Raw genomic sequence first — 13290 nt, forward strand, 5'->3', positions numbered from 1 at the left:
CGTCGCCCTCCTATGCCGCCAAACCAACCGTGCGGCCAACCGCGCGGCCAGTTTCATCGAATGCCATCAGGTGTCGCGTGTCGAGGTAGACCTCGATTTCGCGGTCAGGCTCGACGATCTGGATACCGTGCGCCAGCATGACCCAGCGGTCGCCTTCGTAATCGAGATGGATGAAGCTTTCCGATCCGGCGATCTCGGATACCAGTGTGCGGGCCCGAATGGGAACCGTAGCGTTTTCCGCCGGACGGACCAGCAGATGATGCGGCTGAAACGCGATCGTCAGCGGACCGTCGCTTATATCAGCCAATTGGCTTGGTACGGCAATGGCCGGGCGGTCGGCGCGCAGGAAACGATCCCCTGACTTGACCATGCGTGCTGTGTTCAGGGGCGGGTCGGCAAATGTTCGTGCCGTGATGAGGTCGAGCGGGCGGCGATAGACATCGATTGTGCGCCCGAACTGCGTGATGCGGCCTTCCGAAAGTGCCGCCGTATTGCCGCCGAGCAGCAGGGCTTCCGAAGGTTCGGTTGTTGCGTAAACAAAGATCGCACCGGATTCGGCAAAGATGCGCGGCAGTTCTTCACGGAGTTCCTCGCGCAGCTTGTAGTCGAGATTGGCCAGCGGTTCATCGAGGAGGACGAGATTGGCCTTTTTCACAATGGCCCGGGCAATTGCAGTGCGCTGTTGCTGCCCGCCGGAGAGATTAAGCGGTGTGCGGTCCAGATAAGGCGTCAGCTTGAGAAGGTCCGCCGCCTTGCGAACCTCGCTGTCGATCTCCGACTGTGCCTTGCCAGCGATGCGCATCGGCGAAGCAATGTTTTCATAGACCGTCAGAGCCGGGTAATTGATAAACTGCTGGTAGACCATCGCCACATTGCGCTTCTGCACGGGCATGCCTGTAACATCCTGTCCGTCGAACAGGATCGAGCCTTCACTTGGCTTGTCCAGGCCCGCCATGAGGCGCATGAGCGAGGTCTTCCCGGACAAGGTCGGTCCGAGCAGGACATTCAGGCTCCCGCGAGGCAGTACCAGACTTGTCGGATGGATATGGGTGGCTCCACCAACCGTCTTCGAGATATTTCGCAATTCCAGCATATGTCCCGAGGCCTCCTCCAACCGTCGGAATTATTGCGCTTATTGGCAATTCCTCTCAATATGAACTTCCAGGGACTGTGCCTTATCCCTTATGAGCAATCCGTGTTCTGCGGACCGCTTCCACACTTTCTCAGGAAACATGCAAGTTCCAACGACAATCCGGGCGCTGTTAACAGGATGTTTCCCAACGGATTTCATCCAGCTTAACACAACACCGAACCCGGCGCTCAATGAGCGCGAGCCAGCAGATGCGGCGGCGCGACCGTGATCTTTAACGCTTGAACAAACTTGGTTTGGATGACTTCGACAAGCACGCAGCTTGTCGCTTTGGCGATGGTGCCGAACACCGTTATCGCCACTGTCCGAGAAGAGGGCATGCGCACTCGTAACTGACATGTTCCTCCCCCTGTTCACACGTTCGGCCATTGCGAGTGTGAAAGCCAAACAATGAAAATCGAAAACAAAAAGAAAGTCAAATGAAGATAATTGTTTCACTTGCGAAATGTGGGCAGACCGTCGCGCGCCATGTGAAATGGTGGCTGTCGGTATAGCCATGGTCCGTGCAGAGCACGTTTCCAGCAGCGGATCCATATAAGCTCAAGTTACCCGCACGGAACCCGAAGGGTGCATTACACCCAAACAGATGTAGACAAATTACCGGCTCTTCTTTTGCGTCATTTGACGGCACAATAGCCATGGAGCCGAATATTTCTCAACACCATTGGGAATTGGGCCCGGCGAGGAGAAATGGTGATGAATGAACTACGTCCCATATCCAACGAGACCCTCACTGCAGGTGGTGTTCAAGGTACGTCTTTGACTACCGCAGCCGGACATCTGGCGCTCGTGCCGACATGGCTCCCTTTCGGTGTCGCTTCAGGCACAACTGGCAATTCCGCCGGAAGCGGTGGAATGGGACTGAGCGTCGGTGTGATAAGCAGCGACGCATCCGCTGTGTTCGTTCCGTCCAACACGGCAATTGCCGGTCCGGGAGCCGGGGCGGGCGCGGACCAGTTCAACAATGCATTGATTAATCAGCATGTCGTTGAAATGGCTGGAATGGGCGGAGACGGCGGAAACGGCAACGCCGTGATCGGAGGTACAGAAGGCGCGACCTCCAATCATGCAGGAAGCGGTGGCGACGGGGTTTTCTTCGGGGGACTTGTCAGCTCTGACGTCGCGGTTTTTGCTCCCGTCAATGCTGCGGTTGCAGGCGGATCCAATTCCGTAGCGTCTGCCAACCAGACCAACAACGCTGCCTTCCTGCAAGGCGCGGACCAGATGGCGGGTATTGGAGGCTCGGGTGGAGACCATAATGCCGCCGGGTCCGTTTCAGCCTCTCCGATACATACAGACGCTGGAAATTCCTATTATTTCACCGGTGATAGTTATGCAGGTCATGGTGGTGCGGGTGTTTTTGCCGGCACCATGATCGATGTGAACGTGGCGATCTTCTCCCCCATCAATATCGCTGTCGCTGCCGCTGGCGGCAATGCAGAGGCGCACCAGACAAACAACGTGATTTTCGATCAGGGCGGCACGCAGATTGCCGGGATCGGCGGCAATGGCGGCGGCTTCAACATGGCCTCGGACACAATTTTCACCGGCAATACAGCTGCAGGAAGCGGTGGTGACGGTGTTTCCCTGGGCAGTATGGTGGACGTGAATATCGGGTATTTCCACCCGATCAATATTGCAGTTCCCGCTGGCGGAACCGCTGATGCCCAGCAGATAGACCATCTGCTTGTCGATCAGCATGCTTTACAGATTGCCGGTATCGGTGGTTCAGGCGGCTACGATAATCTGACCGACACAAGCCATGATGCGCTTCTTGCAAACGACATTCTTGGCCTTCTTCACGCTTGATACATTCCGGTCTGGCCCACCCTAAAGTAGGTACCCGAATTTCTAGCTAGTCCCGCAACATCAACACGCGCACTCTTTGGAACGCGGTCGGTAACGCGATTTTACCAATCTCTTATCTGGGAATGCCGACCACCAAGACTGATGTTCAATCCGAAACAGGGCTGGGGCTCAACAGGGAGGAATTAAACGATGCCTATTCCGAGAGTTTCCGACACAATCCATCTCAGTGACGTTTATGCAGGCGACGCTAATGCCGGTAACGGTGCTGATGGCTATAATTTTGGGAATATCAATTACAATCCAAGTGCAGTCGTGGCCAATACGCAAAACGTAACAGGCGCAGCCGTTGATGTGCATAGTGGCGATTCCCCGTGGTTAAACGCCAGCTGGGACGCAGGCCATGCCGGAGATGGCGGCGGAGCCGATGCAGCGAATGGCTTTCTCGCCAACATCACCAACAATGGTGCAGGCGGTGCTGGCGGCGACGCGAATTCCAACGGCAGTCTGGGTTCTTCGAGCGGCGGCAATGTAGCAGCCGGTCAGGCGGACACCAGTGCCGTTCAATATACCGAACTTCTGGCCGACCAGCACGCAACGATCCTTGCAGGGGTCGGTGGTAACGGCGGCGATGGGAACATGGCTCGCGGCGGTGATATTTCCTCTGCGCTCGTGCACTCCAATCCGGAAACGACGACCACAACAACCACTACGACGACCAACGATATAGCGAACTTTATCGACAGCTTTAACGACAATTTTCACGATATCGATCTGAGCCACTTGCCGCTGTGATCGGCAATTGGCTTTTGCTGGGTAGTCGAGAAATCCGACTTGGGAGCGACGGTTGAAATCGTTGCTCCCCATTTTACCCGGAATTGCCGATACGCTGACATTGCCTCACAGGCCAATGGGTATTGTGAACCTACGATAACAATGGAGATCTCGACGGAGACGACACATGACAGCGGCATTTACGCAAGCGCGCTATACGGTGACCCCATTGGTCGCTGCCTTGCGTCGGTGTGCCGGTGCCTTCGGTTTGGTCTTCGCCTATAGTTGCGGCTATAATATTTTTCTGCTTGCTCCCTCCCTCTATCTTCTTCAGATCTATGATCGTGTTCTGTCGAGCCGCAGTGTTGATACTTTGCTGATGCTGACGATCATCATCGCGATAGCCGTTATTGTCGGGTCTCTGCTCGATATCGTACGCCGCGCCGCGCTTTCCCGGATCGGTAGCTGGCTCGATCGTCAATTGCGTCCTGTCGTCATGAATGCATCCTTCGAATATGCGGCGCGCACTGATGCCGGAACAGCCGCTGAAAATTATCGTGACCTTTCCGTTTTGCGCCAGTTTCTGGATTCCCCATCATGTGCGCTATTGTTCGATATTCCCTGGGCCCCAGTTTTTCTTGTACTGCTTTTTCTGGTTCACCCGCTCCTCGGGTTTATCGGCTTGAGCAGTGCATTGTGCCTGCTGCTTTTGGCCTTGTTGAATGAATTCACGACGCGCGAATTGAATGAACAGGCAAATATTGCGCAGGCACGAAGCTATTCCCGCTTCACAATGGCTCTCAAATATATCGGTGTAATCCGCGCGATGGGGATGCAACATGGCGCAGCTCACCTCATTTACCGGGATGCCGAGGCTGTCAGGGCGGCTCAGGACGGTGTGGCGCGTCGAACAGAGGTGCTTCAGGCATTCTCGAAATCGGTGCGTGCGTTGACGCAAATTTTGATGATGGGAGCCGCGACATGGCTCGTCCTCCAGAACAACAGCAACCCCGGGATTATTTTTGTTGCCAGTCTGTTACTGGGGCGTGGACTGGCACCTGTAGAAGGCGCCATAGGCGCGTGGCGGGCACTGGCTTTCGTGCGCGGCGCATTCAACCGCCTGAACAAGATGCTCACTCTGGTTGCACCCGGAGACAACAAGCGAACCATTCTGCTACCGGAGCCCAAAGGCCAGCTCGTTCTCGACAATGTCGGCTATCGGTTCCCCTCATCAGATCGGTTCATTCTGCGAGGCGTGTCGTTTCAGGTCGCTCCTGGCGATTGTGTTGCCTTGATCGGCCCTTCAGGATCGGGAAAATCCACGCTCGGACGAATTCTGGCCGGCGTTTCACGGCCCACGTGTGGGTGTGCTCTTCTGGGTGGCATTGATATTTCACTGCTTCGCCATTGCGACAATGCCCGCCATATCGGCTATCTCCCGCAGGATATTGAACTTTTCGGCGGTGCGATCAAAGACGTCATCGGTCGGCTCGACAGCTCGGATCCGCGTAAGGTTATCGAAGCTGCCAAGCTCGTCGGACTGCATGAGACGATCATGCGATTGCCGCAGGGATACGAAACCGATATCGGCGAAGGTGGCGCCTTGCTTCTGCGGGCGCAACGCCAGCAATTGGGACTGGCGCGCGCAGCCTATGGCAACCCTCCTCTTGTGGTCCTTGATGATCCGAATTCCAGTCTCGACTATGAGGGTGAGCGGCTGTTGTTCGACGCCATAGAGCGCATGAAGTGCAGGCAAATTACAATTGTGATCATCACGCATCGAATGGGCATTCTGCCCGTGACCGACAAAATCGCTGTGATGCGCGACGGTATGGTGAGCGCTTTTGGAGATAGCGAGAAAATCTTCGATGCTTTCCTTCGCGTCCCCGCGAAAACTGGACCGTAAGGGATGCCTCGTCATGACCCTCGTTCCCATCGAACTCCCGGTGAAGGTAGCAAATGCGTTGAAGTATTCGCTGCTGCTGGCTCGTTTGCGGGCAATACAGCTGAAGCTCCCGTCTTTACCGCTGTTGCTGCCTGGGAAAAATACTTTGCCAACGCCGCTTACATCACGGCCAAGGCTGCGCGGCGTGGCCTGGACAGGAAACCTGCTCGTATTGATATTCGTTGCAGGCTTCGGAATATGGGCAGTTTTCGCACCGCTTAAAAGTGCGGCGGTCGCTGTGGGTATTGTCGAAGCGGAATCCAGCCGCAAGACCATTCAGCATCTGGAAGGCGGTATTGTTCAGCAGATCTATGTCCACAATGGCGATTTGGTTTCCAACGGTCAGATTCTGATCAAGCTGGACGATACAAAGCCCAGGACGGAGCTGGTCGGTATTCAAGGACAGCTGTGGGACGCACAGGCGAGCCGGGCTCGGCTGGTCGCTGAACAGGCGAACGAGATGCAACTTTTGTTTCCACCGGAGCTGGAACAACTCGCGCCGCATAACCCGGCCGTCAACGCCATTGTCGTCGGACAACGAAGAATATTTGAAGCCCGTCGCGACGTCTATCGATCTGAAATTGCCATAACGCACGAGAAAATGGGGCAGGTGAAGGAAGAGATAACCGGATTGGCAGCGCAAAAAATGGCCTTGTCGTCCCGCATCGAGATCACGCGCCAGCAACTGGACATGATAAATCCGCTTGTGAAAAAGGGGCTCGAGCGCAAAACGAGCGTATTGAATCTCGCACGCGAGAAAGCTGATCTGGACGGACAGCTGGGAGAGACCATAGCTCAGATGTCCCGCGCTTATCAGGTGATCAATGAAGCACAGGCCAATCTCGTGAAGCTGGAGAGTGATCGCCAAAACGAGATCGCAAAGGAACTGCGTGAGACCGAAAATCAGCTTTTCCTGTTAAGCGAACGATACCGCGCAATCAACGATCAACTGATCCGGACGGATATCAAGGCGCCCGAAAACGGGATTGTCATGGATTTGCGCATCCACACGACGGGCGGCGTTATCGGGGCAGGAGAGCCGTTGCTGGATCTGGTGCCGCAGGATGGCAATATGATCGTGTCAGCGCATGTTCGGCCCGAGGATATCAACCTTGTGCGTCCCGGCTTGAACGCTCAGGTGCATCTTTTGCCCTATGATCAGCGACGCGTGCCTCTTCTGGAAGGACAAGTGACGTATGTTTCTGCCGACCGGCTTATCGATAAACAGACCGGGCAGCCCTATTATGCTGCGACGATCCGCGTGACCGACGATGAACTGATGCAGGCCGGAGACGTGGAAATGATCCCTGGAATGCCTGTGCAGGCCCTGATAGAAACCGGGGAAAGCAGTGTCGCACTTTATGCTGTCAGGCCATTGCTGGACAGTTTTCACCGGGCTTTCCGCGAAAACTGAATTATCTGCGCCTATTGAATGGCGCTCCCATTGGCAGTCGCTTTGGCACCAAGCAACAGAACGACTTCGGTTCTGTTCTGAACATGTAGTTTACGCATAATATGCTGCAAGTGCATCTTCACGGTATTGCCGGAAAGATTGAGCTTCTCAGCAATGACCTTGTTTGAATGACCGCGCTGCAACTCCGTCAGAACGTCAACTTCCCGTGGTGTGAAACCGGTAATGGCTGGCTGGCACCAGCTGTAGTTCACACTATCGGTTCCATCGTCGGTCAATTCAGTCGTTGATCTGTCCTTGAGGGAGATCGTTGTTTGAATCGTACTCTGAGCGCCCTGCGGATGCGGACAGAATATGCCTCCCGCAAGCACCAGCCGAATGCCAGCCAGAGCGATCTCTACCGGAAGGGACGACGTAAAGAACCCTCGCACGCCCATTTTAATCGCTTGCGACTCCAGCAGAACATCGTCCTTGTCAGAAAAAAGGGCAATCGACGCCGCTTGAAAGTGGCTCTCAACGGTGAGGAGCTCTTCCCGCAGTGCGGAGCTATCCATCGCCCTGCCTCCCAGATCCAACGCAATGAGAGCTATGTCACGTCTGCTGGCTTTGACCAGTTCTGTTAAAGAGGCCATGCCAACGACATTACAATCGGCAAGTTCGTATTCCAGGAATTTCACAATGGATGTCCGCACGAGCGTATGTTTGGCCACGATGATCATGGTCCGACGTCTGCGCACTGTGCGCCGTATCTTTTCAAACTCGGTTGACACTGCAGGCTCCGTTTCTTCAATCGCCGGAGGTCTTCTCGACAGTTCCGAATGTCCATCGAATCTAGCATTCGATGGAGTAAAGGGATGCTCGCACTGTGTGTGAAGATTGGATACTATCCATACATCCTATCACAGATGATGGTGGGATTACCAAATAATCTTTGGTTTATATTCCGGTGTCATTATTTAATAGAGATTATTCCAGATTAACATATGTTAATACAAGAAAAGTCGAAAATGACAATCAAGAGTATATTTAAACTTACTTTGAAATACTCCGGCGCCGGAGCGCAGAAGTGAATAGGTGACCGGGAGTGCCAACATGGCTCATCATCCCAGGCATATTGGGGTCGAGTGATAGATAGCAGCTAGGCGGCGGAGGGTATTGAAACCGCGCAGAGCCCACAGATCAGGCGCTGTCAGCAAGAACTTGTTCAGCGCATGGGTATGTGGCCCAGGGCAACGTCGGTCATCCAATGAAAAAAGCCCCGGAAGACCGGGGCTGTTTCCTGTCGTGTCTGGGCACTTAGGCCAGTTCGCCAGCCAGCGCCTTTTTGATCAGCGCGCGGGTTTCGTCGATGCCGTAAAGCGCGACGAAGGAGCCGAAACGCGGTCCGCGTTCCTGACCGATCAGCACTTCATAGAGCATCTGGAAGAAGGAAACCGAAACGCCGGGACCGCCTTCCGGGCTTTTCTTGGTGTGGTCCTGATAACGCTCAATGGCACGGGCGACGTCAAGAATGGCGTTCTGGATGTCGTTGCCATCAGTGCCGGCAGGCAGCGTTGCGAGCTTCGCATCCAATGCTTCAAGGGCTGCCCGTTCCACATCATCCGGCGCGCGGAACTGTTTGGTCGGCTTCACGAAATCGTTGAAGTAGCGGATCGCATAGCCGACGAGCGCATCGAGTTCCGGATTGTTTTCCGGCGTAACGCCCGGCACGTGGCGCGAGATGAAACCCCACAGCACAGCCGGATTTTCGGCATTCGATGCGCTGACCAGATTGAGCATCAGCGCGAAAGTGACTGGCAGGTTCACCTTCGGCGGGTTGCCGTAATGAATGTGCCAGACCGGATTGTTCAGCCGGTCCTTCCATTCCTGACGCTCATAGGCCGAGAGATAGGTGAAATATTCGTCCACCGCCTTCGGGATGACATCGAAGTAAAGCCGCTTGGCGGTCTTCGGCTTCTGAAAATTGTAAAGCGCAAGGCTTTCAGTCGGCGCATAGGCCAGCCATTCATCGATGGAAATGCCGTTGCCCTTGGACTTGGAAATCTTCTGGCCCAGCTCGTCGAGGAACAGTTCGTAGACGAAATGTTCCGGCGCGCGACCGCCGAGGATTTCGCAGATGCGGTCATAAACACCCGCATTGGTCTGGTGGTCCTTGCCGAACATTTCGAAATCGACGCCGAGCGCTGCCCAGCGCATGCCGAAATCCGGCTTCCATTGCAGCTTCACCTTGCCGCCTGTGACGGACAGCGTGGTTTCAACGCCGTCCTCATCATCGAATGTGATGGTGCCAGCCTTGGCATCCACCTTCTTCATCGGCACGTAAAGCACGCGGCCAGACTTCGGCGAGATCGGCAGGAATGGGCTGTAGGTCGCCTGACGCTCTTCGCCGAGCGTCGGCAGCATCACCTTCATGATGTCGTCATAGCGCTCGACAGCCTTGAGAAGCACGGCGTCGAACTTGCCGGACTGGTAATATTCCGTCGCGCTGGCGAATTCATAATCGAAGCCGAAAGTGTCGAGGAAGCGGCACAGCATGGCGTTGTTATGGTCCGCAAAGCTCTTGTAGTCGCCACCGAACGGGTTCGGAACGGCGGAAAGCGGCATCTGCAGATAGGGTTCAAGGGCTGCCTTGTCCGGCACATTGTCCGGGATTTTGCGCATGCCGTCGAGATCGTCGGAGAAGCAGATCAGGCGTGTCTTGACCTTGTCTTCGGTCAGGATGCGAAAGGCGTGGCGCACCATAGAGGTACGCGCCACTTCGCCGAACGTGCCGATATGCGGCAGGCCGGAAGGGCCATAACCGGTCTCGAAAATCACCGTTTCCGGCAGGCCGGTCTTTGCATAACGCTTGAGGATTTTCTTCGCTTCTTCAAAAGGCCATGCTTTCGCTTCCGCAGCCGCCGCGGTCAGTTCCGGGGTCAGCGTGATTTCGGGAAGGCGGTGCGAGGTCATGGTTTAATCCTGTGAAGAAAGTTTATTCATTGAAAACTTGCGCGCAAGGGAGGCGCATACTGCTCTATGGCGCGGCAACCACTGTCCGTCAACGGTTGCGACCGAATTTCCTTGCGCAACGGGATGCGGCTTCCTAACTTTCAAAACAATTTGGGCCGTTGAAGTTGATTCCGGCTATTGTTGTGCAGGAGTACCCGATGAAAAAGATCACCCAGCAGGATGCACTCGTCTATATTATGATTACGACGTCTGCCGCCGACACCACCATGACCGATGCCGAGCTGGAATCCATCGGCAATGTGGTGACGCGCCTGCCGGTTTTCCGCGGTTTCGATACCGGGCGCCTGCCGCAGATTGCCAATGATTGCTATGCGCTTCTTGCCGATGAAGACGGCCTGGAAAAAATTCTCGACCTTGCTCATGAAGCACTGCCGGAACGTCTCTACGATACGGCCTATGCGCTGGCTGTCGAAGTCGCTGCTGCCGATCTCCATGTGGAGCAGGAAGAACTGGAATTTCTCCAGATGCTGCGTGACCGCTGGACACTGGATGAACTGACCGTTGCCGCCATCGAACGCAGCGCCCGCGTGCGCTTCCGCAAACTTGATCCTGTTGTTTAGAACCTGTTCCAAAAGCCATCCTGTGTGGCTGCAAATGGCAATTTGTCTGCGTTCCGGTGATCATGCAGCTTTTTGATTCAGGCTCTCAAGCGCTGGTGGCTGCATAGGCTCGGCTTCCCTCATCCAGAACCGTCGAACTTCTTCCTGAGCTTGTCGAAGGATCAGCAGTTGAATGCAAAACGGGCGGAAAATCCGCCCGTTTCCTTTATGGGTTTCAGGAAATCAGCACACGACCGGGAGCCGTCGTGCCTTGCGCCCTTCCAGAGCGGCACGCATGATGCGGGCAGCTTCTGCAAATGTGGGCGTTTCCTTCCAGTGTTCAGCATGGATGATGCCGGTCGGGACGATATCCCTCAGCGCTTCCAGCGTGTGGCGCGGCACCATGTCGGTGCAGTTCCATAGGCGGCGGAAGATGACACTGATCCGTGTGACCTTGCCGTTGACCTGAACGGACGGTTCGGTCGTTTCCAGAGCCCAATCTTCATAAGCATCGACCGCATCCTGGAATGCATGATGCAGATAGATCGGTGCGTGACCGTCATGAAGCGGGGGCAGCAAACTAGACATTTCTGTTTCCTCTCTTCCAATGGGTTCAGCTTTCAGGGGGCATTTGCCGCCAGATGAATGAAATGGGGCGCACAAATGCATTCAAATAAGAGCCATGAATTGCTCTTCAGTGGTCTATGCGTGCCGTGTCGAAATGAAGCTCACGAAATACGACAACACATAATTAACCATGATCTACGGAAGAAGCCCTGTTTGGCAAGAGGGGATTTTCTTTAAATTGGGTTTAATCGAAAAAATAATTCAAACGCATAGGTTGAAATACTTCATTAATAAGCTAGCAAATAATTGAAATATTATTTTTACTTGACGGTTAAAGATGCCGGAAAGCGAAGTGTTTTTCGATATTTATTGTTCCGGTAACAGGTTTTGATCCTGTCATTTACGGGTGACTGGTATAAAAAGTCGTCAAATGAAAATGTGATTGCGGGGCAATGGATATGGCTCAACTGGTTCTGTCACGTAGGGTTTTTCTGGCGGGATCGACCGCTTTGGCCGCTGTCGCCGTCTGGCCGCAACGGTCGAATGCGGCTGATGAAGCGCAGAAAGGCGGGCGGCTGGTTGTGGCCGCAGATTCAGAGCCACGCAATCTGAACCCGGCCATCGTGGCCTCCAATGGCGTTTTCTTTGTCGCAAGCAAGGTGATCGAACCTCTGGCGGAAGCGTCCTTCGAGGGCGGAAATGGTCTCGCGCCACGGCTTGCGACAGGCTGGGAAGGCTCCGCCGACGGGCTGACGGTGAGGTTCCGTCTGCGCGAAGGCGTCAAATGGCATGACGGCAAGCCGTTCACATCGGCGGATGTTGCGTTCTCGGCCATGGAAATCTGGAAACCGCTGCAAAACCTGGGCCGTGTTGTGTTCAAGGCGCTGGAAAAGGTTGAAACGCCAGACGACCTCACTGCCGTTTTCCATTTCTCCGAGCCGACGCCCTTCCAGCTTATCCGCAATGCCCTGCCGGCGCTGACGGCAGTGCTGCCGAAGCATGTCTTCGCGGGTAGTGACATCATGGCCAACCCGGCCAATGAAAAGCTCGTAGGCACCGGCCCGTTCAAATATGCCGAACATAAGACCGGCGAATATTACCGGCTGACACGCAACGACGATTATTGGGGCAAGGGTGAGCCTTATCTGGACGAGATTGTCTATCGCGTGCTGCCGGATCGCGCCGCAGCGGCTGGCGCGCTGGAGGCCGAAGAAGTCGATCTGGCTGCTTTCTCCGCCGTGCCGCTCGCCGATCTGGACCGCATTTCGAAGGTTTCGGGCCTGACGGTCATCTCCAAGGGTTATGAGGCGCTGACCTACCAGCTCGTGGTGGAGATCAACCATCGCCGCAAGGAACTGGCGAACCTGAAGGTTCGGCAGGCAATCGCCCATGCTATCGATCGCGATTTCGTGGTGAAGACAATTTTCCTCGGTTACGCCAAGACCTCGACGGGTCCTGTGCCGCGTTATGACAGCCAGTTCTATACCGATGACGTGCCGTCCTATCCGTTCGACGTCGCGAAAGCGAATGCGCTTCTGGACGAGGCTGGTTACGAGCGGGGCAAGGACGGAACGCGCTTCACGCTCAAGCTTCTTCCGGCGCCCTATTTCAACGAAACGAAACAGTTCGGTGATTATCTGCGGCAGGCGCTCGCTGCAGTCGGCATCGATGCGCGCATCGTCAACAACGATTCCGCCGCGCACCAGAAGGCAGTTTACACTGACCACGATTTTGATCTGGCCATTGCGCCGACGGTTTATCGTGGTGATCCGGCCATATCCACGACAATTCTGGTTGAGGGCGGTATCCCGGCAGGCGTGCCGTTTTCCAATCAGGGCGGCTATGCCAATGCTGAACTGGATGCGCTGATCGCCAAAGCCGCACGCGAAATCGATGAGAAAAAGCGCACGGCGCTCTATCATCAGTTCCAGCAGATGGTGGACGCAGATTTGCCGCTCATCAATGTTGCGGAATGGGGGTTCATCACCGTCGCCAGCGACCGCGTGAAGAATGTTTCCAGCAATCCGCGCTGGGCAGTTTCCAACTGGGCGGATACGTGGCTGGAACAGTGACGAACCTCGTGGAT

10 protein-coding genes are annotated in these 13290 nt (G+C 55.1%); 6 read left to right on the top strand and 4 right to left on the bottom strand.

All coding sequences use genetic code 11. From position 1 onward, the window contains the following. Positions 1–10 precede the first annotated feature (10 nt). Positions 11–1093 (bottom strand): ABC transporter ATP-binding protein, encoded by a 1083-nt coding sequence (locus tag OHI65_RS06615; protein ID WP_029926708.1) that lies wholly within the window; start codon positions 1091–1093, stop codon positions 11–13. Positions 1094–1846: 753 nt separating this feature from the next. Here OHI65_RS06615 and OHI65_RS06620 point away from each other — a divergent pair. From OHI65_RS06620 to OHI65_RS06635, 4 genes are all read left to right on the top strand, one after another. Then, a complete protein-coding gene (locus OHI65_RS06620) occupies positions 1847–2959 on the top strand; it encodes a hypothetical protein (RefSeq protein WP_125300970.1) in 1113 nt (370 codons plus the stop codon). Between the two features lie 189 nt (positions 2960–3148). Continuing rightward, positions 3149–3751 (top strand): hypothetical protein, encoded by a 603-nt coding sequence (locus OHI65_RS06625; RefSeq protein ID WP_029926710.1) that lies wholly within the window; start codon positions 3149–3151, stop codon positions 3749–3751. 166 nt (positions 3752–3917) lie between these two features. Further along, positions 3918–5636, top strand: coding sequence for a type I secretion system permease/ATPase (locus OHI65_RS06630; protein ID WP_052174248.1), 1719 nt, complete (start codon positions 3918–3920; stop codon positions 5634–5636). A 13-nt stretch (positions 5637–5649) separates the two neighbouring features. After that, positions 5650–7089, top strand: coding sequence for an HlyD family type I secretion periplasmic adaptor subunit (locus OHI65_RS06635; protein WP_125300969.1), 1440 nt, complete (start codon positions 5650–5652; stop codon positions 7087–7089). An 11-nt stretch (positions 7090–7100) separates the two neighbouring features. Here the strand turns inward: OHI65_RS06635 and OHI65_RS06640 are convergent, their stop codons facing one another. Both OHI65_RS06640 and OHI65_RS06645 read right to left on the bottom strand, forming a co-directional pair. Further along, a complete protein-coding gene (locus OHI65_RS06640; RefSeq protein ID WP_010659159.1) occupies positions 7101–7805 on the bottom strand; it encodes a LuxR C-terminal-related transcriptional regulator in 705 nt (234 codons plus the stop codon). Between the two features lie 577 nt (positions 7806–8382). Beyond that, complete coding sequence (locus OHI65_RS06645) at positions 8383–10038, bottom strand: lysine--tRNA ligase (protein WP_125300968.1); 1656 nt, start codon at positions 10036–10038, stop codon at positions 8383–8385. 197 nt (positions 10039–10235) lie between these two features. On the opposite strand from OHI65_RS06645, the gene OHI65_RS06650 reads away from it, so the two are divergent. After that, on the top strand, positions 10236–10658 hold the full coding sequence (locus tag OHI65_RS06650) for a tellurite resistance TerB family protein (RefSeq protein ID WP_010659157.1): 423 nt from the start codon (positions 10236–10238) through the stop codon (positions 10656–10658). Between the two features lie 222 nt (positions 10659–10880). Here OHI65_RS06650 and OHI65_RS06655 read toward each other — a convergent pair whose 3' ends face one another. After that, a complete protein-coding gene (locus OHI65_RS06655; protein ID WP_010659156.1) occupies positions 10881–11225 on the bottom strand; it encodes a hypothetical protein in 345 nt (114 codons plus the stop codon). A 437-nt stretch (positions 11226–11662) separates the two neighbouring features. On the opposite strand from OHI65_RS06655, the gene OHI65_RS06660 reads away from it, so the two are divergent. Continuing rightward, on the top strand, positions 11663–13276 hold the full coding sequence (locus OHI65_RS06660) for an ABC transporter substrate-binding protein (RefSeq protein ID WP_125300967.1): 1614 nt from the start codon (positions 11663–11665) through the stop codon (positions 13274–13276). Positions 13277–13290: the final 14 nt, after the last annotated feature.

The sequence above is a fragment of the Brucella sp. MAB-22 genome (assembly GCF_025908475.1).
In the GTDB taxonomy this organism is placed as follows: Bacteria; Pseudomonadota; Alphaproteobacteria; order Rhizobiales; family Rhizobiaceae; genus Brucella; species Brucella anthropi.

Bases quoted from the DNA above. Each gene is read 5' to 3' on its own strand.
- OHI65_RS06640 (WP_010659159.1), bottom strand. From the start codon at position 7,805: ATGATCATCGTGGCCAAACATACGCTCGTGCGGACATCCATTGTGAAA.
- OHI65_RS06620 (WP_125300970.1), top strand. From the start codon at position 1,847: ATGAATGAACTACGTCCCATATCCAACGAGACCCTCACTGCAGGTGGT.
- OHI65_RS06655 (WP_010659156.1), bottom strand. From the start codon at position 11,225: ATGTCTAGTTTGCTGCCCCCGCTTCATGACGGTCACGCACCGATCTAT.
- OHI65_RS06615 (WP_029926708.1), bottom strand. From the start codon at position 1,093: ATGCTGGAATTGCGAAATATCTCGAAGACGGTTGGTGGAGCCACCCAT.
- OHI65_RS06630 (WP_052174248.1), top strand. From the start codon at position 3,918: ATGACAGCGGCATTTACGCAAGCGCGCTATACGGTGACCCCATTGGTC.
- OHI65_RS06625 (WP_029926710.1), top strand. From the start codon at position 3,149: ATGCCTATTCCGAGAGTTTCCGACACAATCCATCTCAGTGACGTTTAT.
- OHI65_RS06660 (WP_125300967.1), top strand. From the start codon at position 11,663: ATGGCTCAACTGGTTCTGTCACGTAGGGTTTTTCTGGCGGGATCGACC.
- OHI65_RS06645 (WP_125300968.1), bottom strand. From the start codon at position 10,038: ATGACCTCGCACCGCCTTCCCGAAATCACGCTGACCCCGGAACTGACC.
- OHI65_RS06650 (WP_010659157.1), top strand. From the start codon at position 10,236: ATGAAAAAGATCACCCAGCAGGATGCACTCGTCTATATTATGATTACG.
- OHI65_RS06635 (WP_125300969.1), top strand. From the start codon at position 5,650: ATGACCCTCGTTCCCATCGAACTCCCGGTGAAGGTAGCAAATGCGTTG.